Consider the following 22,365-nt stretch of genomic DNA (forward strand, 5'->3'; position numbering starts at 1 on the left):
TGTGCTTGTTTTACTTCCTTCTATACTATAGAAAGAAATCTTGACGTACTGGTTGGTTCGTTCAGTTTTCAAAGATCAAATTTGTTCGCCGCTTCAAAATGGCGACTTAATTAATATATCATGTGTTCAAGTTGAAGTCAATAACTTTTTTTCATGATATTTAATTTGTTTTCTTGCGATGCCACAATCTCTTGATGCGACGTTTATTAATATACCACGGTTAAAAGAGCACATCAAGTACAAATTAAAATAAAAGTAAATTCTGACGATTGCTCTTAAAATCAAAAAAACTTCCAGCTTTTATTAGGAGCTGGAAGTCTTTATTGATACAGTTCTATCTATTTCTCATTTGAGGGAAAAGAAGTACATCTCTAATGGATGCAGAGTTTGTAAGCAGCATAACTAAACGATCAATCCCAATGCCTAACCCACCAGTAGGAGGCATGCCGTATTCCAATGACTCTAGGAAATCATCGTCCATTAAGTGCGCTTCATCATTTCCTTCTTCTCTTTCTTTAAGCTGTGCTTCAAAACGCTCGCGTTGATCAATCGGGTCATTAAGCTCAGAAAACGCATTTGCATGCTCGCGTCCTACAATAAACAACTCAAACCGATCCGTGAAGCGTGCGTCTTCAGGGTTCTTTTTAGCTAAAGGAGAAATTTCGATTGGATGACCATATACGAAAGTAGGTTGAATTAACTTCTCTTCTACTTTCTGCTCAAAGAACTCATTAACAATATGACCAAATGTCATAGTTTCTTGAATTTCAATTCCATGCTCTTTAGCAAGCGCTTTTGCTTCTTCATCGCTCATTTCTTTCCAGAAGTCTACTCCTGTGTACTCTTTTACAGCGTCCACCATGTGCAGACGTGCCCACTCGGGTTCTAAATCAATTTCCTGATCATCGTACTCCACCTTTGTGGTGCCTAGTACTTCTTTAGAAATGTGAGCAATCAAATGCTCCGTCAAACTCATGATATCATGGTAATCAGCATATGCCTCATACAGCTCAATCATGGTAAATTCAGGGTTGTGACGAGTAGAAACTCCTTCATTACGAAAAACGCGGCCGATTTCATAAACCTTTTCCATACCGCCTACAATTAATCTCTTCAGATGAAGTTCAATCGCAATACGCATATAAAGTTCCATATCAAGAGCATTGTGGTGGGTAACAAATGGACGTGCAGAAGCTCCACCAGGGATACTATGCATCATCGGTGTTTCAACTTCTAAGAATCCCAAGTTATCTAGATACCTGCGCATAGATTGAATGATTTTACTGCGTAACACGAAGGTATCACGACTATCTGGATTCGTAATTAAATCTAAGTAACGCTGACGGTAGCGCTGTTCCACATCTTTTAGACCGTGGAATTTCTCCGGTAAGGGACGAAGAGATTTCGTTAGGATTTCAAATTCACTAGCTTTAACGGATAATTCTCCTACGTTCGTTTTGAACATTTCACCTGAAACACCGACGATATCCCCAATATCTGCTGATTTGAAAATGGCATACGCATCTTCACCGATCGCATCTTTACGGACATAAAGCTGAATCTGACCGCTTAAATCTTGAATATGTGCGAACCCCGCTTTACCTTTTCCGCGTTTCGTCATAATACGCCCTGCAATTGTTGTCGGAATTTGCTTTTCTTCCAACTCTTCTTTTGTAAATTCGTCATATTGCGACGTTAATTCACTAGCAAGAGCTGTACGTTCGAATTTGCTTCCAAATGGATCGAGTCCTTGTTCCTTATAGGAGTTCAATTTCTCGCGTCTCACCTGCATTTGGTCATTGAGCTCTTCTGACATGATCATCACTCCATTCTTAGAAAAGTTTATATAAGTTATAACGTTGTCACAAAATGAAAAACTGCCAGCATGCCACTGGCAGTATTCTAACTATGGTTTAGTATAGAAAAGTCCTCGAAAGGTGTCAACGAAGAACCGCTTATGAACCCTTCATGCCTTTTCGATATCTACTGCAAGGGAATACTTAACATTTATCTGCTCCAGATGCTTACACCTTTTACTTCACTTACAGGAAGCTGAGCAACCACTTCGTCAGCCCGTTGGCCACTAGCGGGAATATAAACGTCTGGATTTAACTCAGCCAGAGGCACCATCACAAAAGCACGTTCATGCATATGAGGATGGGGAATCGTTAAACGCTCATCTTTCATATTTTCTTGATTATAGAGTAAAATGTCAAGGTCTATTGTGCGCGGCCCCCACTTAATCACTCTATTTCGACCTAAATCTTTTTCAATCGATTGACAAAAATCGAGTAAATTCAATGGCTCAAGTGTCGTACGGACTTCGATTACCATATTAAGAAAATCATTTTGATCCGTGTAGCCTACAGGAGCTGTTTCATAAATATTTGAACGCCGGGTGACCTCAATAGCATCATGGCGATCTATTTTTTCAATGGCTTCCAGTAAGTATTGCTCTCGTTCATCAAGGTTAGAGCCTAAGGCAATGTACGCTTTATTCATTATGCTTACTCCTGTAGATATCAATTGCCACCGATTGATAATGCCCCGGTATTGGAGGATCTGGCTTAGTTACTTTTACCCGGCACGCCTCAAGCTGGCTGAAATACTGTAGTAACTCGTCCGCTAAATGTTCAGCAACCGCCTCTACTAAGTTACGCGTTTCTCCTTCTACGACCCGCTTAGTTATTTGATAGACCTCACCGTAATCAATGGAGAGGGTCATATCATCAGAATGGCCGGCCGGCTGTAAATCCATCTCTAGTTCTAAATCCACATAAAAACGCTGACCAAGTTTATTTTCTTCTGGAAAAAGTCCATGATACCCCCAAAATTCCATCCCATTTAATTGAATCTGATCCATTTAACTTCTCCTCTCTATCATTGCATCCATCATTTTAGTCATCCGTGCCATCTCTTTAACATCATGCACTCTTACGATTTGAACGCCCTTAGAAATGCCTAAACAAACAGACGCACCTGTTCCTTCCATTCGCTCCGTTTCCGGGAGATCCAAAATATGGCCGATAAATGATTTGCGAGAGGTTCCAAGTAACAAAGGGAAACCAAGTTCATGAAATTGATGAAGATTGCGCATGACCTCTAAATTGTCATCGATGGTCTTTGCAAAACCAACACCTGGATCAAGAATAATGTGGTGGTCTTTTACTCCTGCTTCTTTAGCAATTTTAACGCTCTCCTGCAAGTCCCGCTTCATGTCTACAATTAAAGAGTTATAATTTTTCTCTTCCCGATTATGCATTAATATAATCGGTGCATCAAAGTCAGCTGCCGTTTCTGCAATGCTTGGTTCCTTTTTCGCACCCCAGACATCATTCACAATTTCAGCACCAGCTTTTAAGGCTTGTCTTGCTACTTCTGCTTTATACGTATCTATAGAAATTGGAATCGAAATTTGTTCTTTTACCGCTTCAATAACAGGAACTACACGCTCAATTTCTTCCTGTTCAGACACAGGACGATGCCCCGGGCGGGTCGATTCCCCTCCAACATCAATGATATGCGCCCCTTCCCGTTCCATTTGCACGGCACGTGCTACAGCGTTCTCTATTTGATTAAAATGGCCGCCATCAGAAAAAGAATCAGGTGTTATGTTTAAAATCCCCATCACGAGCGTCTGCTCGGATAATTCATAAGAGCGGCTCTTTGTTACTAGTTGAAAACTCATGATAAATCCTCATTTCCCACGTTTATTATTTCTTTATTTTACACCATCTCCCCTTTGAAAAACAAAAAAGCTGTGCTCCCTTTTAAGGTGCACAGCTTCTAATTTTATTCTTCTTCAAATTGATAAAGAGGGGTAGAAAGATAACGTTCACCATTACTCGGGATAATAGCTACTACTTTTTTACCTTTTCCTAATTGGTTGGCTACCTTTTTCGCCACGTGGATGGCAGCTCCTGAAGAGACGCCGCCTAAGATGCCGTCTTTTTTAGCAGCTTCTCTGGCTGAATCATAAGCTTCTTCTGTTGTTACTTGATGTACCTCATCATATATTTCAGTATTTAAAATTCCTGGAACAAACCCAGCTCCGATCCCCTGAATTTTGTGAGGCCCTGGCTGACCGCCTGATAAAACAGGAGATCCTTCAGGTTCTACAGCGTGAATTTTAACTTCAGGATACTTTTCTTTTAAGACTTTTCCTGCACCAGTGATTGTTCCACCTGTACCAATACCTGAGATAAAGGCGTCAAGCTGATCGCCCATCTGCTCAACAATTTCAGGTCCTGTCGTTTTTTCGTGAACCGCTACGTTCGCCTCATTATTGAATTGTTGAGGCATGAAGTAACCATGCTGATCTTGAAGTTCAGCAGCTTTTTTAATAGCTCCTTTCATTCCATCCGCTCCAGGCGTTAAAACTAATTCAGCACCATAAGCACGTAAAAGGTTACGTCGCTCTTGACTCATTGTGTCCGGCATGACCAGAACGGTCCGGTACCCTTTGGCCGCTGCGATCATCGCTAACCCAATTCCCGTATTCCCGCTCGTCGGTTCAACGATCGTATCGCCGTCTTTTAGGTCGCCAGCTTCTTCAGCAGCTTCAATCATTGAAAGAGCAATACGGTCTTTAACCGAGCTGCCCGGGTTCATGTACTCAAGCTTCAAATAAATGTCTGCACTGTTTTCATCAGCGCTTTTGTTCAATTTTACTAAAGGGGTCTGCCCCACTAATTCACTCACACTATTTGCAATTCTCATAACTTCACTCCTAAAACCAAGTATTTTAATAGGATTTAATACTAATGTACGCAATCTCTGGGCCATTGTCAAACACTTCTATCATTTTCATCAAAAGTGTTCCCATAATTAAAAAGAGCGAAACGGATATTTATCTCGTTTCGCTCAATTCCTTAGGATGGATTGGATTGTAACTCTTTTAAATCTTTTTCATTAAAGTTGTAGGCTTCATTGCAAAAGTGACACTTTGCTTCCGCCCCTTGATCTTCTTCGATCATGCGCTGAATTTCTTCGTCTCCTAGACTTGAAATCGCAATTTCCACTCGCTCTCTAGAGCAGCGGCACTTAAATTGGACCGGCATGGAATCAAGAATTTGAAGGTTCTCCTCGCCAACTAAAGCCTCTAAAATTTCTTCCGGTGTTTTACCTTCACGAACCATAGTAGAAATCGGAGCAATTTCCGTCAGACGTTTTTCTATTGCTGCAGTTGTTTCATCGTCGGCTCCCGGCATCATTTGAATGATAAAACCACCTGCCGCTAAGATGGAATGGTCGGTGTTAACGAGTACACCTGCTCCTACAGCTGAAGGCACTTGTTCTGAATTGGCAAAGTAATACGTGAAATCTTCGCTGACTTCTCCAGATACAATTGGAACCTGTCCTGTAAAGTGATCTTTCATCCCAAGGTCTTTTACAATACTTAAGGTACCATCCGTTCCTACAGCGTGGGCCACATCAAGTTTACCTTGATTGTTTAAATCAAAATCGACGTGAGGATTTTTTAAATAACCGCGGACGTCTCCTTTTGAATTAGCATCCGCAATAATCGCTCCCACCGGACCGTTGCCTTCTAGTTTTGCCGTCAATTTGTCTTCGCCCTTCAGCATAGCTCCCATCATCGCACTAATCGTAAGTGTACGACCTAAGGCAGCAGAAGCTGTAGCCCAGGAATCCTGCCTGCGGCGGGCTTCTTCTACTGTTTCAGTTGATTGTATAGCGTAAGCGCGCACTTGCCCATTAAAGCCAATAGCACGTACTAAATAATCTGACATAAATCATCCTTCTCCTTTGAATGCTTTATTATCTTTGTTGTTTTGATAAATTTTATTCAACCCTTTTAATGTTAAATAAGGATCGATCACATCGATGGTGCGTGACTCATCCCCTATCAAAGAAGCTAGTCCTCCTGTTGCTACTACAGTAGGCATGGACTCAGCGGCTTCCTTCATTCTGCGAACCACTTCATCGACTTGACCCACATAGCCGTAAAAAACCCCAGACTGCATTGCTTCAACGGTGGATGACCCTACGACTCGTTCCGGGCTCTTAATTTCAATCTTTGGTAGTTTTGCGGCTTTTGCATATAAAGCTTCCATGGAGATATTTATACCCGGCGCAATCGCTCCCCCGACATATTCCCCTTTTTCATTCACATAACAGTAAGTGGTGGCTGTACCAAAATCGATAATAATGAGAGGAGTATTATACTCTTCAATCGCTCCCACAGCATTTACGATTCGGTCAGCTCCTATTTCTTTAGGATTCGGGTACTTCATCGATAAACCCGCATCTATTTCCTGATCTCCGATAATCATCGGTGTCTTTTTAAAATAATAACGAGCCATCCGTTCAAGTGCAAACATTATGGGTGGCACAACAGATGAAATAATGACTCCATTAATATCTTGAAAAGTAAGACCTTCATGTTCAAAAAGTGATTTAATCAGCATCCCGTACTCATCTTCTGTTTTATACCGATCCGTTTTAATGCGCCATTGATAGTTCAGCTTATTGTTCTCGAATACGCCGAGCACAGTATTCGTATTCCCCACATCCAGGACAAAAATCATATGCAAAGCCCCCTGTTTCTTTTCCTTCGGCTTCCATCATATCACAAGTAAAGATAGGAATGGGATGAAGAGTTTTGAACAAAGACAGGAAAAAGTCACATCCCCTGTTTCGGAAATGTGACTTTTTTATATGAGTTATGAACGGTCTTGACGATCTTGGTTATCGTCTTGATCTTCTGAACCTTTTTGTTCTTCGTTAGAAGGAGAAGCGTTATCATTCGGTGTTTCATGCTCTTCGTCTTTTGATTTTAGATTCACGCGTACATTCTCATTGTTTTCCTGACGCTCATCAATCTCTTTTTGCTCTTCTTGATTCGCTCGAAGCTGCTTATTATTTTCAATCGCAATTTCTTCTAGCTCTTCATCAGTTGGAAGGCGTCCTTTTTTAAATAAGGATTCGATTTGAGTAGCATCTAATGTTTCAACATCCAACAACGTATTCGCAATCAGTTCTAGTTTATCTTTATTCTCTGTAAGAATCGTTTTCGCACGATCATAAGAATCGGTAATAAACCTTTGAACTTCTGTATCAATATCATATGCGATTTGATCACTATAATTTTGTTCATTTTGAATGTCTCTGCCAAGGAATACTTGACCTCCGGAGTTTTGTCCGAACTGAAGCGGTCCAAGCTTTTCACTCATTCCATATTCAGTGACCATCTTACGTGCAATGGAAGTCGCACGCTGGAAGTCGTTATGAGCTCCGGTAGACACTTCACCAAACATAATTTCTTCAGCAACACGACCACCAAGTAAGCCTGTGATCTTATCAAGCAATTCCGGCTTTGTCATGAAGTAACGGTCTTCTTTTGGAAGCATGACTGCGTAACCGCCTGCTTGGCCGCGTGGTACAATTGTAACCTTGTGAACCATATCTGCATCATCTAAGACCATACCGATAACTGTATGTCCACTTTCGTGATGCGCCACAATGTTGCGTTCTTTTTTAGAAATAACACGACTCTTCTTAGCAGGACCTGCTATAACCCGGTCAATCGCTTCGTCGACATGGATCATATCGATCTCTTTACTGTCTGAACGAGCGGCCACAAGTGCTGCTTCGTTAAGCAAGTTCTCTAAGTCGGCACCAGAGAACCCTGGGGTACGAAGAGCAATTGTCTTAAGGTCCACGTTATCAGATAGAGGCTTATCACGAGCGTGCACCCCTAGAACAGCTTGACGACCTTTTACATCAGGGCGGTCCACCGTAATTTGACGGTCAAAACGGCCTGGACGCAGCAAGGCTGGGTCAAGAATATCCGGACGGTTTGTAGCTGCAATCATAATGATTCCTTCATTAGCTCCAAAACCATCCATTTCAACTAGCAGCTGGTTCAATGTTTGTTCACGTTCATCGTGGCCGCCGCCTAAACCGGCCCCACGTTGACGTCCTACTGCATCAATTTCATCAATGAAAATGATACAAGGAGCATTTTTCTTAGCATTTTCAAACAAGTCACGGACACGGGAAGCACCGACACCGACAAACATTTCTACGAAGTCGGAACCACTGATGGAGAAGAATGGAACTCCCGCTTCTCCTGCTACGGCTCTCGCTAGTAATGTTTTACCTGTACCTGGTGGTCCTACAAGCAGGACACCTTTTGGAATACGGGCACCTACTGCCGAGAACTTACGAGGATCTTTTAAGAAGTCTACTACTTCCACAAGCTCCTGCTTCTCTTCATCCGCCCCGGCAACGTCTTTAAAACGCACCTTTTTCTTCTCTTCATTGTACATCTTCGCCTTACTCTTACCAAAGTTCATAACACGACTTCCGCCGCCCTGAGCTTGATTAAGTAAGAAGATAAACAAGATAAATATAATCACAAACGGAATGATAGATGTTAACACCGTCACCCATACACTCGGCTGTTCTTCTTCTTCAACGGTTAAAATGCTTTGCTGTTGAGCTTCTTCAGTTACATTAGAAACGATTTCTTCGTTAGCTGGAATGTTTGCAGTAAACGTTTCTCCTTCTTCACTGCCAGCTACTGAACCTGTGATACGAATGACACCATTAGTGGGCTGCATCGTCATTTCTTCGATTTCACCATTATTCAATCTATCGTAAAATTCGTTCACATTTAATGTTTGTTCTGGCTCACCTTGACCTCTAAATAGACCGACTATGCCGATAACTACGAGGAAGATTAGTAAGTAAAAGATTGTATTACGAAATATCCGGTTCATTTCCTACCTCCTCCCAAGCGAGAAAAACTATAGTAAATGTTATCACACAAAAAACGAAACACACAACTAATTGCCCTTACATCCAGCACCTTTGTTTGAAGTCGCAAATTGGATTCCATCAGCCACCATACACTTCTGGTTTAAGGATCCCGATATATGGAAGGTTACGGTACTTTTCGTTGTAATCTAAACCATATCCAACGACGAATTCATCAGGCACTTCAAAACCAACCGTATCGGCTTTAATATGAGAAGTTCTGCCTTCAGGTTTATCAAGCAACGTTACAATTTTAATGGATTCTGCTTTACGATATTTAAATAAGTCCACTAAATAACTTAATGTCAATCCACTATCAATGATATCTTCCACAATAATTAAGTCTCTGCCTTCTACAGAAGTATCTAAGTCTTTAACAATCTTTACTTCTCCTGTAGAGCGCATTCCTCCGTCATAGCTGGATACATCCATGAAGTCCATCTCCAAGTGTGTTTCCACTCTTTTTAAAAGGTCACCCATAAACGGCATAGCTCCTTTAAGTACGCCGATTGCTAAAGGGAAACGTCCTTCATATTCTTCAGTCAGCTGTGCTCCAAGTTCTTTACATTTGCTTTGAATCTCTTCTTCAGAAATCAAGATTTTCTCAATTTCGTTGTGCATGAAAGCTCCTCCTACGTTCTCAATTATTTTTTATATTGTAATCGAAGCCATGTACCGGAAGGGTTCCTAGTACACCCCTCACCTTTTTTCAAACCAACCAGCCATAGGACTTGACCATCCTGATCCGTAACAAGCGGCCAAGTATCACGAAGTTGTGCAGGGATCTTTTGGTCGATAAAAATATCCTTTACCTTCTTAGACCCATTCATTCCTCTAAGTATCATTCGGTCTCCTGGTTTTCGATTTCGCACAATTAACGGCAGAGATACGTGATGTGAATCACAAACATATTCATGTGTTCCCTGCTCCCAAGAGTCTTCCCCCACCGTCAGCGAGAGAGTTGATCCATCCGGAAGTGAAACTTGCTCTCCTATGTATAATGATTTAAACAAAACGGATGCTTCCTTTTTAAAGTTAAAAGTAAACATTATGTCATCGTAAGCACGCACCACTTTTAACCCTCTTGGAAAATCCAGGCTTGCATTAGGTTTTTGTTCATCTAAAAGGTGAAAAAACATCTCCTCATGTAAATAGGAGATTTCTTCAATTTGATTACCATACAGATAGTTTAATATTAGATGAAAGGCACTTCTTTGTAAAGCAAGCGGCTGCTTTTGAAAAACAGTTTTTGAAAATTGTGTGAAGCCGCCTTTTCCACCCTCCATTTTTATGTCTTGAAGGACTTCTTCAGCCTTCTGCTCAATGAAGTTCCGATCTTCTGAGAATCGTTCGCTCATTCGCTGCATGTGCTGATGAATCTTAGGGTTTGAGGCTTTTAAAAAGGGGAGGATCTTTTTACGAAAAGCATTCCGCGTATAATCTGTTTCTTCATTAGATGGGTCATGCCGCGGCTGCAGTTGATGAGCCGTGCAGTATCGTACTAAGTCTTCTTTCTCTAAACAAAGAAAAGGACGAATAATACATCCGGAAGCAAACGAACGTTTTACCGGCATTCCATGCACGGCTTCTGGGAGCGCACTTCTCGTGAATTGCATGAGCATCGTCTCCGTCTGATCATCCCCGTGATGGCCAAATGCCAGCTTATCAGCTTCGACCTCTTTCATTACTTCAGCAAAAAAACGATAACGCAAGGTCCTCGCAGCTTCCTGTGTACCCATGCCGGTCTCTTCCTTAAACGAAGGGACATCAACTGTCGTTCCGTAAAATGGCAGCCCCCGCTCCTTAGCGAGGGACCTGACATAGTCAAGATCCTGCTTTGATCCCTCTCCCCGCAGACTGTGATCAACGGAAGCGACGACAAGTGTTAAATCATATTTATCTTTTAATTGAAAAAAGTAATGAAGAAGGGCGAGAGAGTCTGGTCCTCCGGATACAGCTAAAAGGACTGTATCGTTAGGTTGAACCAATTCATGATTTTTTATAAAATTCTCCACGTCTTTCACCTGCCACGCTACCTCCCATCGCATCTCTTCCCATCGTACCACTCGAGAGCCTTATCCTGCAAAGCTTTCCATTACATCCATAAGTTCCATGCAGAAATGCCATAGAACACTAATGCAATAAAGCTCACACCAAGCATTTCTCCCCACTCTGACGCTTCGTGATGAAGGCTTTTACGAGTTAAGCGCTTAGGAGGCTGTACTCTTTTCATAAGAATTTGACCCAGTGCTTCTTTCATATCTCTGGCTGAGTGATATTTTCCTTGCCAGCAATCCGTTATCACCCGCTTATACTCTCCTGGCAGTGAGGCTTGTTTTAGTTTGTCCTGCAATGTTTTCTTCGCATCTCTATGCGCTGTAAAACGCGCGGGATATACAGTCTCCAGCATAATCATTGTCACCGCAAATAAGTCATACCCTGGCTCTGCTCGTCGTGAACCATACCCCCAATATCCACGATCATAGAACTCTGTATATTCCTTTATCGCCCGCCCGATGCCTGTCACTCCACCGACATCAATCCATTGCACCTTAGAATCAGCAATTAATAAATTATCCGTTTTAAGGTCTCCAAATACATACCCCGCTTGATGCAGATGCTCTAAGTCACTGAGCAGCTGCATCGCACAAATCCCAACCCATTCTTTTTTCTTTCCCCGAAGAAAAGTCGAAAATGAATCGCCTTTAATGTATTCCATGACGTAAAAAGGGTAGGTCTGCCCATTGGAGGCCACCCAATCATCAACATCCACAAAAGAAGGCCCAAGCTTTACTCCTTGGACCTTACTGAACTTCTTAAGCATATTCACTTCAAGCATGAGCCTTGAGCTCTCGGTCCCTACTTTCAGCGCATATTGAACTCCGTTTTTCTCACACAAATAAACAACACCACAAGCCCCTTCGCCTAGCTTGTTTACAATATGGTATGCATGATGGTTCCATTTTCCACGCACAAGAGTACCATTGGTTACATTAAAAACCGGTTTCTTCATATGGATCCACCCTGCTTTCATCTCTTGATATTGATTTATGTGTAAATGCGTAAAGAGCTTCTTTTAAAGCCGGTCCTGTTGGAGTATACCCTCCGCTTGAAAGCTTAGAAAATAAGTTATGCATAGCGCTAAGCTCAGATGTCCAGTTCACTCGCTGCTTAATCGTGTGCTTGACATCCGGAAAAGAATAAACACTAAACTGATTGGAACCGCTTCTCGCATTAAGACTTAGCGACAAATCAGCAAGAGCTTCTTTCACTGTAGGAAGCTTATGGTGCATACTTGCACTTGAATCAACCAAAACAAGGACTTCCAACTTACAGGTCTCTCCCAGGTCGTCCACGATCTCTACAACTTCGCCTCTTTGTTCAGGAGGAAGCTCTTCAATGGTTTTGCTTTCACCAAGAATATGCTGAAGCTCTTTATTCACCACCCCTTGTATTGTCTGAGTCATCGCTTGTTTTGTTACCATCTGCACAGTTTCGGACAAGTTCTTTTGATAGACGATCTGACTAACCCCGCCCCCGGCTTCTGCAATTGACTCTACCTCTTTGAGCCCTTGGACTTCACCTGTCTGCTGGTCATCGAGCACACCGATGACATTGACCGTTACCCCCTGATTCCTCGCTAATGCAGCGACAGCAACAGGATCCTCACCGTAGTTCGAACACCCATCAGTTAACAATAGAATTTGTTTCAATCGACCTGCTTTCATCGAGCTTCCCTCCTCATTTGTTACGACCATTTTCGCCGAAAATGAGGAGGAATATACGTGAAGCTAAGCTTGTTTTTTATGAAACTTAATAGCCGACCATTCTGGCATGTAATGGTCAATGCGGGCCACAAGCACTGTCATATCGTCATCAATTCCTCCAGATTGAGCCCGTATCACCTCTTCTAATAAAATATCGGCCACTTCTTGCGGGTCCTGTTCATTAATTTCTCTAATCTTTCTCTTTAACCACACCTCCACATTTTCGACGTGTTTTGGTCCCTCTAAGATGCCGTCACTCACCATGATTAAAAGGTCCCCGGCTTCCAGCTGCTCACTCGTCGTATCGACATCCACTTCAGGTATAATGCCCATCGGCAGATTACCTGACTCTACTGAGAAAATTTGATCTCCCCTTTTTATAAAGCTTGGTGTACTTCCAATTTTAATAAACTTCGAAGTCGCAAAATGAAGGTCAATCACAGCTAAGTCTAATGTTGAAAATATCTCATCGTTGCTTCTTAAAGAGAGAATGGAATTGATAGACTGAATGGCCACAGACTCTTGAATACCAGATTGTAAGATTTGTTTAAGCAGCCTTAACGTCTCTACGCTCTCCTCATGAGCTCTTTCCCCATTACCCATTCCATCACTGATGGCTAAGGCATATTTCCCCCTTCCTAATTCCATCATGGAATAGCTGTCTCCCGATATAAACCCTCCCCCTTTAGCAGCATGAGCCACTCCAGATTCAATCGTGTAGTGTTTGGCTGAACCAAACGTCATTAAACAACGCCCATGGGGATAAGGTGAGATATCCTCCATCGTAACAACGATCGTTTCCTGTAAAATATCAGAAAGCAGCGGTGCTATTAACTTTGCTCCTTCCCCTCTATATTGGTCGATCTCAATGATCACTTCTAAATCGATATTTCCAGCATCGAGCGTATAGATTTCAAGCTTAGCCACATTTAAACCTAACCTCTCTAATGCTTCATGAATGATGTGCTCTTTTTGTTCATGATGCTCTCGTTCCTTCACAATCTCCTTTGCAAAATTATTCATTACTTCTGAAACGCCATGAAGCTGCTCTGCTACGAACTTTCGACTTTCTTGAACCTGCTGTTTAAGCTGTTTATTCGCATGATAAAAAGAGAGTTCATGCTTCATCGTATCGATCAGCTTTTGAGACTTCACACAATATTGATCCACATTTTTCCGCATCATGCGGCTTACGTCTTCCTTCTCATCGATCTCCACCATTAAATCCGTCATAAGATTATGAGTCTCATCAAATTGATTAATCCAACATTTTTCCTTCTTAAAACACGCCTGGCACGTTTTCTCTGTCACATGACTTAAGAAATAATCTACCTCCTGGGTATCATCTGCCTCCTTTTGTGAATGATCAATATGATGAAAGCTCTTTGACAAAGCTTCAAACACATCAGAAAACTTTCCCACTCGAACAGCTGTCACATCTCTAACCTTTTGTAAATACTTCTGTTGCTCTTGACGGTGTTCATCTGTACCAGGTACGAAGCGTGATAACCTCTTCACCCAGCGTTCAGGCGTCAGAAAAAACAGAATGATCGCGAAGAAAGATGCCCATAAGGAAGCAGACAAACCATCTCCCGTATAAAATCCCATTAATATGGTACTTACAAAAAGTCCTGCACTAACTCCCAGTTTATTTCCCTCTTTTAATAAGCCGCCCAACAACCCCGAGAAGGCAAGCAAACTCATTTGATAAAGGTGATCCACCTGGGACAGACTCAGGACAAGCCCCGTAACCACCCCCACTGTCGATCCAATAGCCGCTCCGGCTATAAAAGCTAACAATATAACTAAATAACGAGAAAACACATCGACCATCGCTACATCTTGAAATTCAAATCCGATCATCCCTGTTAACACAGAAGCTAGTAAAATGATAAAACAAACAATCTCTTCATTTTTCAAAGTAGGATGATATCGTTGCGGTGATAAAAGCGGTAAGCTTTGCATAAAGATAAGTACGAGTATAAAAGCCAGCACTCCTTCAGAAAGGAGGAGAAAGATTTCGTATAATTGCCAGCGGTCCAACACCGCAAGGCTTACGGTTCGCGGAATCATACTCGCTAATGCCGCTATAACCGGCAGCCACTTCTGCGGTTGGTGAAGCTTATTTAATAAAGCACTTAATAGAAGAATAGAAACCGCCGCTCCGGCAATAAACCCAGCATGTCCATAACTATATGTAGCAGCTCCGATAGCCATCATCACTGTTGCCGGTATGATGAGCGGACGCTTAAACCACCAGATCACTGCTAAGAAAGCAACGCCGAACGGTGCCATAGACGACAAGATGACAGCTCGTCCAAGTAATAAACTGAGAGCCATATGGAAGACACCTTTAGCCGCTAAAAAAGTAACCACCGATAATGCCATCTTTTCCATTCCTCGATTTAACGATGACTCTCTCCACATTGCTTCTCGCCCTGCTCGTTTCATAACCGTCCCCAACATAATATTCACCACTCCTTTTTGTTAGAACCATTAAATCACATCAAAGCGGATCATTTTGTCAAAACAACAGAGGTGCCGCAACAAAAACTTCGATGGTTTTCATACAAACGGAGCTCCATTCTACAAAATAACACTCACGTGAGTCGTTACTTATCCAAAATCATCCAATATTCTCTATCGAAATTAACAGACTACTCTCATAATTTTATTTTAAGTTGACATGTTTTTTTTCATAGTGTACTATATTTCTTGTGCCTTAAATCACAACATGGCGGTGTAGCTCAGCTGGCTAGAGCGTACGGTTCATACCCGTGAGGTCGGGGGTTCGATCCCCTCCGCCGCTACTACCAAGTGCTGATTGGCTTTGAAAGATGCGACTCGCATAAGACAAGCAGCTGGAATGGTCTGATCTTTGACCATTCAGATGATTGACTTATGTCGCGAGCATCTAAGCCATGAAGCCGGATAACACAAGTGCTTTCTTAGTTCGCTAAGTCGCACCATACATATGAACGAGGCCCGTTGGTCAAGTGGTTAAGACACCGCCCTTTCACGGCGGTATCACGGGTTCGAATCCCGTACGGGTCATAAAGTAAAACAGGCCGGGATAAAACTGAATAAAGCATAAAATAATCCGAACGATTCAAATGGAATCAGTTCGGATTATTTTTGTTTCATTTAATGTACGCCGTCCCGGCAAAATCTCTCGCTTTCCTGCAGGATCTTCGATTTACGCTGTTTCCATCGAAGTTTTTGCATTTTGACTACGTAAAAGATCTGCGTTTATACGAATATTCGTTTTTGTTACCACTGCTTTACTTATTTGCCAGCTTATTTTACTTTCAATCATTCTTTTTTTATATAATAAAGAAAAGCCTCTTCATGGAACATAATCAACCTCTCGGCCCCCATAACATAACGGCGACTCCCACTAAACAAATACAAGCACCTATCCAGTCATACATGTCAGGCACCTTACGATCTACACTCCAGCCCCATAGAACGGATAAAACAATGAACACTCCCCCATAAGCTGCATATACACGGCCGAAAGCAGGAAATGTTTGAAAAGCAGCCACCACTCCATAAGACGCTAATAATAAAGCTCCCATAATCCCAAAATAAAAAGGTTTCCCTTCTCTCAGCCATATCCAAATCAGGTAACCACCGCCGATTTCTGCTAATCCTGCAAGCAGAAATAATAGTAACGCTGACACCATCACTCACCCCTTTGGTAATCTAAAAAAAAACAGACCTGCTAATAAGCAGGTCTGTTTTTATATAAACGCGCATCTTTTACTCATTGTCCTAGACAGCAAGCTATCCTCTTTTAGCACCTCGACCTCCACGTTTGGTCTCAGTTTGCTTTTTCAGTGATGCTAAACGGTCTTCGCTGTCCTTTAAGAAGTTACTCATTTTCTGCTCGAATGATTCTGCAGGTTTACGTGGCTTCTTAGGGGCACGACGACCATAATTCTCTTTTGCTTTTTTGATGGATAGACCGATCTTTCCATCATCTCCAACATTAATAACCTTTACCTCAACTTCGTCACCTTGGCTGAGGTGCTCATTAATGTCTTTCACGTAGTTATCGGCAACTTCACTAATATGGACCAGACCTGTCTTCCCATCTGGAAGCTCGACAAATGCTCCGAAATTAGTGATACCCGTTACCTTACCCTGTAGCTTGCTGCCTACTTCAATTGACATAAAAAAAATGCTCCTCCTTAGATTTCGATAAAAATATCCTTCTTTACTATTATATATAAGCTGGGAAAAGAGTGTCAATACGAAGGGGCATCATTTGGCATTTTAAAGATAATTTCCCCGTCTTTTGAGAAGAAATAATTCGACCTGGCAATTTGCAGGACGTATTCTTCGTTATTTAATAACTCAATCTCTTCATTCAAGTTCTTCTCTTCCTGCTGCAATTCATCCATATCGGCTTGCAGCTGCTTGTACTCTTCTACTTTCTCTGCATGAAGTGCTCGCTGCTGGAAGTGATAAAAAGCCATAGAGCCTGCTACAATAATAACTAAAAGGCTGAACAGCATAATCCGGCGCATTAACCGCTTCTTTTTTCTAGCATGGCGTTCCATGTGAGCATCGTAATTCTTCATGTATGTAGAATCCATGCGAGTAACTGACGACTTATTTGCCATTTCCGTTGGCCCCCTTATTTATAGTATGTGCAGATCCTCATCGCCTGTCCTCTCTCAAACACCGGCTTTATTCATCTTTGTTTTTGCTATTCCATTTATTAACTATAATATTCTTTATTGTATCGTAAAATCCTGCTAAATGGAGTAAATATTTTTTTATTTTTTCCGGTATCAGCTTCCAAATGAGACGGAAAAGCAACAAAATAGGATAGAAAACGACAGTAAACACTATAAATATACCCTTATATAAAAATCGATAAACCCATAATAGTACATTTTTCGATATTATGATTGAAGTTGTGAGGGGCCAAACGATGAAAATGTCAAAAAGACGCTTCAGGAAACGAAATATACTTACAAAAATTCGAATCTTAAACTCTAATATGCGGTTATAGCTTCGCTGAAATAAGGCACGGTAAGCAGCATAACCGCACAGTAAAGCGACAAATATATATACCCGTATCTCCCCATAGTTTACGGAATACAGAATAAAAAAAAGAAAAGCAGCCTGAGTGATCCAAAAGGCAGACTGCCATCCATACTCAAGCCAGCTTCTCTTGTTTCTTTTATGAAATAGACGTTCAAAGGTGTCCATGGCTGCCCCAATATAGATTCCACCTGCAATCATTGAAATCATGGTCATAAATTGAGTCGTTAACGTCATTTGAACAGCTTGCTAAATAAACCTTTAGCTTTCTCCCCATGATTTTCATCTAAGTACGTCATTTCATAAACTCTGCCTTTAATAGTTACTTGTCCATCGTCTAAGTTCAGGTTTTTCATTTGTAGATTTTCCCCGCGGATCACCAGATAGCCCATTGATGTTTGCAGAAGAAATTCTTCACTGTCGAAGCTGTCTACTTCTTTTACTCCTGATATTTCAAGGTTGCGACGATTCCACACCTTAACATTATGTTCAGCTTGATGAATATGACTATTACGCCCGCTAATATTCTTATCATACCCTTCCATTTCACAGCCTCCTTCTCTAGTACAAGCTATGATGAGAAAGGGTTAATTAGAACTTGCGGATTACAATCTGTAAAAAAGAAAAAGACCCTTTTCTTCAGGGCCTCTACTCGAAAGTTTTTCTGGTTAAAAATAATTTTCTGTTCCTTTTCTGCAAACATAGTGAAGAATCTAAAGAGCACCATATGCTCCCATTTCTATCCGCCTATGCATTCCAGCAACTATGGTTCTAATTATTATAATGATGTGGCTATTGTTTTACAGGTTCTTCTTTTTTTATTTCATAAAGGGTGGCCGCTTCATCTTTTTTTACATTTTCCCGTAGTGACTTCACTTCGATGGTTAAGATCTTTTGCCCAAATTGAATCATCAATTCATCTCCAACATCTACTTTTGTCGCTGCTTTACCAGGTATGCCGTTTATGTTAATTCTACCTTGATCGGCTATTTCTTTAGCCAGCGTACGACGTTTAATCAGCCTTGAGATCTTCAGGAACTTATCTAATCTCATCCTTTATCTTCCTCCTTCTCATATTTCGCACGAACCCATAATTGCTCCATCTCTTCTAATGAATAATCGTCTAATGTACGATTTACGCTGTTCGCTTGTCTTTCCATAGAGGCAAAACGGTGTCTGAATTTATGGTTTGTTCGCTGCAATGCTGTTTCCCCATTAATTTTATAATGACGGGCAACATTCGCAATTGCAAATAACCAGTCTCCAAACTCCTTCTCCATTTCAGCTTTATTATCCGCTTCCTTTGCTTCTAAAAACTCTTCCCATTCTTCTTCTACCTTTTCTATAACTAATTCGACGTTATCCCAATCAAATCCTACTTTTGAAGCCTTCTTTTGCAAATCTTCAGCTTGTAACAGCGCAGGAAAACTTGTCGGTACGCTATCTAACAACGATTCAGGCTCTTCGCCTTTTTCCTGTTTCTTGATTTCATCCCAGTTTGTCAGTACATCCTCGGCATTGTCAACATGAGCCTGTCCGAACACGTGAGGGTGACGCCTAATCATTTTTTCTGTAACCGACTGGATCACATCATCAACCGAGAAAAAGCCATCGTCCTCCCCAATCTGGCTGTGCAGCATCACTTGCAACAGCACGTCTCCGAGTTCTTCAACCATATGTTCATCGTCTTCACGATTAACAGCATCAATAAACTCATACGCTTCTTCAATCAAATATTTTCTCAGGGAATCATGCGTTTGCTTTTGATCCCACGGACACCCGCCTGGGCCTCTAAGGGTACGAATCACCTCACGCAAACGGAAAAACTGATGATTTAAACTTCCCCGTTTTACAGGCGGAACGTACACACTCGTTAAGTTATTTACGGCAACCGCACGATCTAACTCCTCGAGAGGAACCGTGACTAACTGCTCGCTGCTGCTTCCCGCTGCGGTAACGACGGTCACTTTATACTCCGGTGGCAAATCTTCTAAAAGTACAAGTTTTATTTCCGATGCCATCATCGCATCGTAAACCTGAGAGAAGATTAAATGATGCTGTAACTGAAGTTCATCTCGTACGAAAGAAGTGGCATCAATAAATTGAAAGCCTTCAATTGGATCAATTTTCAAGGCTGTAAACAGATCATCTAAATAGCTTTGTCCGCCTTTTATTTCCACATTCACCTCATCACTAGCGATAAGCAGCTGGACGGTTCGTTCCGCCAGCATCGGATGACCAGGCACCGCGTAGATCACATGCTGGTGTTTAGCAGCTTCCACTAATTGCCGTACAATAGCTTCATATACATCGTCAAATTGATCGTGTGCTTCATAAACAGAATCGAAGCTCTCAAAAGCAAGCCCCTCTTTTTGTAATTCTGAAATGACGGGGTGACCCATCGTCCTTACATAAATCGCACCCTCTACCTTTTGCAGCTTGCGGTAGATTCCTAAAGGGAGCTGCTCTATATCTCCAGCTCCTAGTCCAACGATCGAAATTGTATTCATACTTTCCTTCCTCTCGGTAAAAATTTAACGAACACTTCTCCAAAAGGGAGAAGCTCTAATTCCTTTTGTTCAAACGCCCCAAACCGAATAAGCAAGTACAAATAAACGGAAGCTCCAAGCGCTATAATGATCAGCAAGTATGCCAGTAAAGCAAGCCGGTGTTCGATACCCGTCATTCCGAGTTCCAGCACAATCAGCACCCCTGTCATACCACTCAGCGCACCAAATAAGGCAAGCCAGGGCAGACGTTTCCAATTGATGAAATGGTACTCTTTATGTAATAAAATGAGATGACACCCTACCACAAATATGACGGTAATAACGGAAGCGGCCGCCGCTCCATAAACATCAAATAAAGGGACTAAGCCTATATTCAATCCCCACTTCACAAACAAAGCAGCAATCACCACAACGGCGGTATGAACTACTTTTCCAAGGCCTTGAAGCAACGACGAAAGCGTAATTGCTAATGAACTAAACAAAATAACAAGCATAAGCAGCTGGAGCGGGGAAGATCCCTTTGAATTTTGAAAAAAAACTTCATTTACATAAGGAAATAGAGTGATAAGACCGGCAGTTGCACCTGCAGCAATTAAGAGACAATACTTGATCCCTCCGAAAATATAACGATTCACTTGTTCAGGTTCCTTCTCTTTCCGTTCTTTGGTCACAGAGGGCACTAATGTTAAAGCAAGAGACGACGCTAATACCGTCCCTAATTGAATAAGCGGCTGACCGCGATCAAATACACCTTTAGCTGTTTTCGCTTCTTCTAATCCAATACCCGCGGTTTGCAGCCCGGGTACGAATGTAAGAGCATCTATTAATTGGAGAAACAGCAACAGCATATAATTCAAACAAATGAATACTCCATAAAAAAAGATTGTTTTTGCAAAAAAGCCGGGCTTTATATTTTCTTGGCCCGCAGGTACCTTTCCGTTTCTCAGCCAAAATACGAATAAAACACATGCTGCTGCTGCAGCCCCGAGAATAGAAGATAGTGCTCCGCCAATCCCGATCTGGTAGAGATTATCTGCCCTTGCTGCATAAATGGCACTTCCTATAATGACAAAAACCCGGACGAGCTGTTCACTTACTTGAGAAACCGCCGTTGGCTCCATTATCCCTTTTCCTTGAAAGACCCCGCGTATAAGCGAAGAAAACGGAAGAAGCAGAAACACACAAAAAGCAGCCTGCAACGAAGAAGTTAATTGCTCATCACCCATAACCGCGGCCAATTGGCCTGCTTGAGTATACCCAAGCAGAAAAATCCCTCCACAAATGACAAACAACCAAGCAAAAGCAGGTATGTAAAAAGATCGGAGTGTCAGCTTTACCCCTTGATCGTTAAGCTCGGACACCAGCTTGGAAATGGCAACCGGGAATCCGTACAGCGAAAGCATGAGGGCCATCCCTAATACGGGATATATTTGTTGATATATATAAAAGCCGAGATCACCAGCGATATTTTGTAAAGGAATCCGGTAAGCGGCACTTAAAATTTTGCCGATTAACCCTGCCATTGTCAGTAACAGGGCCCCTTTAATCAGCCGGTTTGACGCATTGGTTTGTTCCATGGTTTACCCTTTCCCATTCATAAAATAAGTGGTTCCATTATAGCACAAAACAAGCCAGATCTCTTGATAGACCTGGCTTTCGAGCTATTCCATCTGCTTGGCTAAGAAATGTGCAGCTGTCTCAACAGCTATTCGAGCACCTTCTTCAATCGGTGAACCTTCTTTGTTAAAAGCAGCCACACACCCAATGGGATCACCTTGCGCTATGATAGGATAAATAATATAAGAAATAACGTCCTCTTCCTGATCACGCACGATTTCTACAGGCTGCGGATGCTTTTCTGACTCTGCAGTCCGCTTGTCCAAAACCTGTTCCATAAGCGTCCCAATCTGCCTATTTAAATAGGACTTCTTCGACTCGCCTGCGACGGCAATAAATTCATCCCGATCACAAATAAGTACCGGCACTTTCAAAGAATCGTGTAAGGCTTCCGCATATTCCTTGGCAAAATCGCCAAGTTCACTAATTGGAGAGTATTTCTTCAAAATAACTTCACCTTCACGATCAACGAAAATTTCCAATGGATCGCCTTCTCTAATACGCAAAGTACGACGAATTTCTTTAGGTATTACAACCCTGCCTAAGTCATCGATACGACGAACAATACCAGTTGCTTTCATTCAATTGCTGCCTCCCTTTCATGATGCTACAACCTGCATTATCCTGACAAATTT

At 41.9% G+C, this 22,365-nt stretch carries 22 protein-coding genes and 2 tRNA genes; 2 read left to right on the forward strand and 22 right to left on the reverse strand.

The genetic code is table 11. The features are described from left to right. Positions 1 to 334 precede the first annotated feature (334 nt). From lysS to spoIIE, 13 genes are all read right to left on the reverse strand, one after another. Positions 335 to 1,816 carry a lysine--tRNA ligase gene (gene lysS, locus ACGTNH_RS20770; RefSeq protein ID WP_394588995.1) on the reverse strand — a complete coding sequence of 494 codons (1,482 nt, stop codon included), beginning with the start codon at positions 1,814 to 1,816 and terminating at the stop codon, positions 335 to 337. A 191-nt stretch (positions 1,817 to 2,007) separates the two neighbouring features. After that, positions 2,008 to 2,502 (reverse strand): 2-amino-4-hydroxy-6-hydroxymethyldihydropteridine diphosphokinase, encoded by a 495-nt coding sequence (gene folK / locus ACGTNH_RS20775; protein WP_394588996.1) that lies wholly within the window; start codon positions 2,500 to 2,502, stop codon positions 2,008 to 2,010. Then, positions 2,495 to 2,863, reverse strand: a complete 369-nt coding sequence (gene folB / locus ACGTNH_RS20780) for a dihydroneopterin aldolase (RefSeq protein WP_394588997.1) — start codon at positions 2,861 to 2,863, stop codon at positions 2,495 to 2,497. The genes folK and folB overlap by 8 nt, the downstream gene beginning before the upstream one ends. Beyond that, a complete protein-coding gene (gene folP / locus ACGTNH_RS20785) occupies positions 2,864 to 3,688 on the reverse strand; it encodes a dihydropteroate synthase (RefSeq protein WP_394588998.1) in 825 nt (274 codons plus the stop codon). 104 nt (positions 3,689 to 3,792) lie between these two features. After that, on the reverse strand, positions 3,793 to 4,719 hold the full coding sequence (gene cysK, locus ACGTNH_RS20790) for a cysteine synthase A (RefSeq protein ID WP_394588999.1): 927 nt from the start codon (positions 4,717 to 4,719) through the stop codon (positions 3,793 to 3,795). A 152-nt stretch (positions 4,720 to 4,871) separates the two neighbouring features. Next, positions 4,872 to 5,750 (reverse strand): Hsp33 family molecular chaperone HslO, encoded by an 879-nt coding sequence (hslO, locus tag ACGTNH_RS20795; RefSeq protein ID WP_394589000.1) that lies wholly within the window; start codon positions 5,748 to 5,750, stop codon positions 4,872 to 4,874. A 3-nt stretch (positions 5,751 to 5,753) separates the two neighbouring features. Further along, a complete protein-coding gene (locus ACGTNH_RS20800; protein WP_394589001.1) occupies positions 5,754 to 6,548 on the reverse strand; it encodes a type III pantothenate kinase in 795 nt (264 codons plus the stop codon). A 135-nt stretch (positions 6,549 to 6,683) separates the two neighbouring features. Beyond that, positions 6,684 to 8,744 (reverse strand): ATP-dependent zinc metalloprotease FtsH, encoded by a 2,061-nt coding sequence (gene ftsH, locus ACGTNH_RS20805; protein ID WP_394589002.1) that lies wholly within the window; start codon positions 8,742 to 8,744, stop codon positions 6,684 to 6,686. Positions 8,745 to 8,862: 118 nt separating this feature from the next. Continuing rightward, positions 8,863 to 9,402 (reverse strand): hypoxanthine phosphoribosyltransferase, encoded by a 540-nt coding sequence (gene hpt, locus ACGTNH_RS20810; protein WP_394589003.1) that lies wholly within the window; start codon positions 9,400 to 9,402, stop codon positions 8,863 to 8,865. 23 nt (positions 9,403 to 9,425) lie between these two features. Further along, on the reverse strand, positions 9,426 to 10,805 hold the full coding sequence (tilS, locus tag ACGTNH_RS20815; protein WP_394589004.1) for a tRNA lysidine(34) synthetase TilS: 1,380 nt from the start codon (positions 10,803 to 10,805) through the stop codon (positions 9,426 to 9,428). 71 nt (positions 10,806 to 10,876) lie between these two features. Then, on the reverse strand, positions 10,877 to 11,794 hold the full coding sequence (gene prkT / locus ACGTNH_RS20820; protein ID WP_394589005.1) for a serine/threonine protein kinase PrkT: 918 nt from the start codon (positions 11,792 to 11,794) through the stop codon (positions 10,877 to 10,879). Further along, a complete protein-coding gene (locus tag ACGTNH_RS20825; RefSeq protein ID WP_394589006.1) occupies positions 11,775 to 12,539 on the reverse strand; it encodes a VWA domain-containing protein in 765 nt (254 codons plus the stop codon). Before ACGTNH_RS20825 ends, prkT begins: the two co-directional genes overlap by 20 nt. 33 nt (positions 12,540 to 12,572) lie before the next feature. Beyond that, complete coding sequence (gene spoIIE, locus ACGTNH_RS20830) at positions 12,573 to 15,014, reverse strand: stage II sporulation protein E (RefSeq protein WP_394589045.1); 2,442 nt, start codon at positions 15,012 to 15,014, stop codon at positions 12,573 to 12,575. 270 nt (positions 15,015 to 15,284) lie between these two features. On the opposite strand from spoIIE, the gene ACGTNH_RS20835 reads away from it, so the two are divergent. Both ACGTNH_RS20835 and ACGTNH_RS20840 read left to right on the forward strand, forming a co-directional pair. After that, positions 15,285 to 15,358, forward strand: a tRNA-Met gene (locus ACGTNH_RS20835). A gap of 172 nt (positions 15,359 to 15,530) precedes the next feature. Continuing rightward, positions 15,531 to 15,602: transfer RNA gene (locus ACGTNH_RS20840), tRNA-Glu, on the forward strand. A gap of 305 nt (positions 15,603 to 15,907) precedes the next feature. Here ACGTNH_RS20840 and ACGTNH_RS20845 read toward each other — a convergent pair. The 9 genes from ACGTNH_RS20845 to spoVT all read right to left on the reverse strand — a co-directional run bounded on the left by ACGTNH_RS20845 (position 15,908) and on the right by spoVT (position 22,311). Then, a complete protein-coding gene (locus tag ACGTNH_RS20845) occupies positions 15,908 to 16,234 on the reverse strand; it encodes a YnfA family protein (RefSeq protein ID WP_394589007.1) in 327 nt (108 codons plus the stop codon). Between the two features lie 100 nt (positions 16,235 to 16,334). Then, positions 16,335 to 16,724: a S1 domain-containing RNA-binding protein gene (locus ACGTNH_RS20850; protein ID WP_101847121.1), complete on the reverse strand. Its 390-nt coding sequence runs from the start codon at positions 16,722 to 16,724 to the stop codon at positions 16,335 to 16,337. A 74-nt stretch (positions 16,725 to 16,798) separates the two neighbouring features. Next, on the reverse strand, positions 16,799 to 17,176 hold the full coding sequence (locus ACGTNH_RS20855) for an FtsB family cell division protein (protein ID WP_394589008.1): 378 nt from the start codon (positions 17,174 to 17,176) through the stop codon (positions 16,799 to 16,801). A 67-nt stretch (positions 17,177 to 17,243) separates the two neighbouring features. Continuing rightward, positions 17,244 to 17,840 (reverse strand): spore cortex biosynthesis protein YabQ, encoded by a 597-nt coding sequence (gene yabQ, locus ACGTNH_RS20860; protein ID WP_394589009.1) that lies wholly within the window; start codon positions 17,838 to 17,840, stop codon positions 17,244 to 17,246. Further along, positions 17,837 to 18,148 carry a sporulation protein YabP gene (gene yabP, locus ACGTNH_RS20865; protein WP_394589010.1) on the reverse strand — a complete coding sequence of 104 codons (312 nt, stop codon included), beginning with the start codon at positions 18,146 to 18,148 and terminating at the stop codon, positions 17,837 to 17,839. Before yabP ends, yabQ begins: the two co-directional genes overlap by 4 nt. A 247-nt stretch (positions 18,149 to 18,395) precedes the next feature. Beyond that, positions 18,396 to 18,656, reverse strand: coding sequence for an RNA-binding S4 domain-containing protein (locus tag ACGTNH_RS20870; RefSeq protein ID WP_394589012.1), 261 nt, complete (start codon positions 18,654 to 18,656; stop codon positions 18,396 to 18,398). After that, complete coding sequence (yabN, locus tag ACGTNH_RS20875; protein ID WP_394589013.1) at positions 18,653 to 20,113, reverse strand: bifunctional methyltransferase/pyrophosphohydrolase YabN; 1,461 nt, start codon at positions 20,111 to 20,113, stop codon at positions 18,653 to 18,655. The genes ACGTNH_RS20870 and yabN overlap by 4 nt, the downstream gene beginning before the upstream one ends. After that, on the reverse strand, positions 20,110 to 21,690 hold the full coding sequence (locus ACGTNH_RS20880; RefSeq protein ID WP_394589014.1) for a putative polysaccharide biosynthesis protein: 1,581 nt from the start codon (positions 21,688 to 21,690) through the stop codon (positions 20,110 to 20,112). Before ACGTNH_RS20880 ends, yabN begins: the two co-directional genes overlap by 4 nt. Positions 21,691 to 21,774: 84 nt before the next feature. Further along, the gene (spoVT, locus tag ACGTNH_RS20885) at positions 21,775 to 22,311 is read right to left on the reverse strand and encodes a stage V sporulation protein T (RefSeq protein WP_394589015.1); all 537 of its coding nucleotides are present in this window, start codon (positions 22,309 to 22,311) and stop codon (positions 21,775 to 21,777) included. Between the last annotated feature and the right edge of the window lie 54 nt (positions 22,312 to 22,365).

Origin of the sequence: Halobacillus sp. B23F22_1, from assembly GCF_043497005.1 — a bacterium.
In the GTDB taxonomy this organism is placed as follows: domain Bacteria; phylum Bacillota; class Bacilli; order Bacillales; family Halobacillaceae; genus Halobacillus_A.

Excerpts from the sequence above, each read along its gene's own strand:
- lysS (WP_394588995.1), bottom strand. The coding sequence starts at position 1,816 with ATGTCAGAAGAGCTCAATGACCAAATGCAGGTGAGACGCGAGAAATTG.
- folK (WP_394588996.1), bottom strand. The coding sequence starts at position 2,502 with ATGAATAAAGCGTACATTGCCTTAGGCTCTAACCTTGATGAACGAGAG.
- folB (WP_394588997.1), bottom strand. The coding sequence starts at position 2,863 with ATGGATCAGATTCAATTAAATGGGATGGAATTTTGGGGGTATCATGGA.
- folP (WP_394588998.1), bottom strand. The coding sequence starts at position 3,688 with ATGAGTTTTCAACTAGTAACAAAGAGCCGCTCTTATGAATTATCCGAG.
- cysK (WP_394588999.1), bottom strand. The coding sequence starts at position 4,719 with ATGAGAATTGCAAATAGTGTGAGTGAATTAGTGGGGCAGACCCCTTTA.
- hslO (WP_394589000.1), bottom strand. The coding sequence starts at position 5,750 with ATGTCAGATTATTTAGTACGTGCTATTGGCTTTAATGGGCAAGTGCGC.
- ACGTNH_RS20800 (WP_394589001.1), bottom strand. The coding sequence starts at position 6,548 with ATGATTTTTGTCCTGGATGTGGGGAATACGAATACTGTGCTCGGCGTA.
- ftsH (WP_394589002.1), bottom strand. The coding sequence starts at position 8,744 with ATGAACCGGATATTTCGTAATACAATCTTTTACTTACTAATCTTCCTC.
- hpt (WP_394589003.1), bottom strand. The coding sequence starts at position 9,402 with ATGCACAACGAAATTGAGAAAATCTTGATTTCTGAAGAAGAGATTCAA.
- prkT (WP_394589005.1), bottom strand. The coding sequence starts at position 11,794 with ATGAAGAAACCGGTTTTTAATGTAACCAATGGTACTCTTGTGCGTGGA.
- ACGTNH_RS20825 (WP_394589006.1), bottom strand. The coding sequence starts at position 12,539 with ATGGTCGTAACAAATGAGGAGGGAAGCTCGATGAAAGCAGGTCGATTG.
- spoIIE (WP_394589045.1), bottom strand. The coding sequence starts at position 15,014 with ATGTTGGGGACGGTTATGAAACGAGCAGGGCGAGAAGCAATGTGGAGA.
- ACGTNH_RS20845 (WP_394589007.1), bottom strand. The coding sequence starts at position 16,234 with ATGGTGTCAGCGTTACTATTATTTCTGCTTGCAGGATTAGCAGAAATC.
- ACGTNH_RS20850 (WP_101847121.1), bottom strand. The coding sequence starts at position 16,724 with ATGTCAATTGAAGTAGGCAGCAAGCTACAGGGTAAGGTAACGGGTATC.
- ACGTNH_RS20855 (WP_394589008.1), bottom strand. The coding sequence starts at position 17,176 with ATGGCAAATAAGTCGTCAGTTACTCGCATGGATTCTACATACATGAAG.
- yabQ (WP_394589009.1), bottom strand. The coding sequence starts at position 17,840 with ATGACGTTAACGACTCAATTTATGACCATGATTTCAATGATTGCAGGT.
- yabP (WP_394589010.1), bottom strand. The coding sequence starts at position 18,148 with ATGGAAGGGTATGATAAGAATATTAGCGGGCGTAATAGTCATATTCAT.
- ACGTNH_RS20870 (WP_394589012.1), bottom strand. The coding sequence starts at position 18,656 with ATGAGATTAGATAAGTTCCTGAAGATCTCAAGGCTGATTAAACGTCGT.
- yabN (WP_394589013.1), bottom strand. The coding sequence starts at position 20,113 with ATGAATACAATTTCGATCGTTGGACTAGGAGCTGGAGATATAGAGCAG.
- ACGTNH_RS20880 (WP_394589014.1), bottom strand. The coding sequence starts at position 21,690 with ATGGAACAAACCAATGCGTCAAACCGGCTGATTAAAGGGGCCCTGTTA.
- spoVT (WP_394589015.1), bottom strand. The coding sequence starts at position 22,311 with ATGAAAGCAACTGGTATTGTTCGTCGTATCGATGACTTAGGCAGGGTT.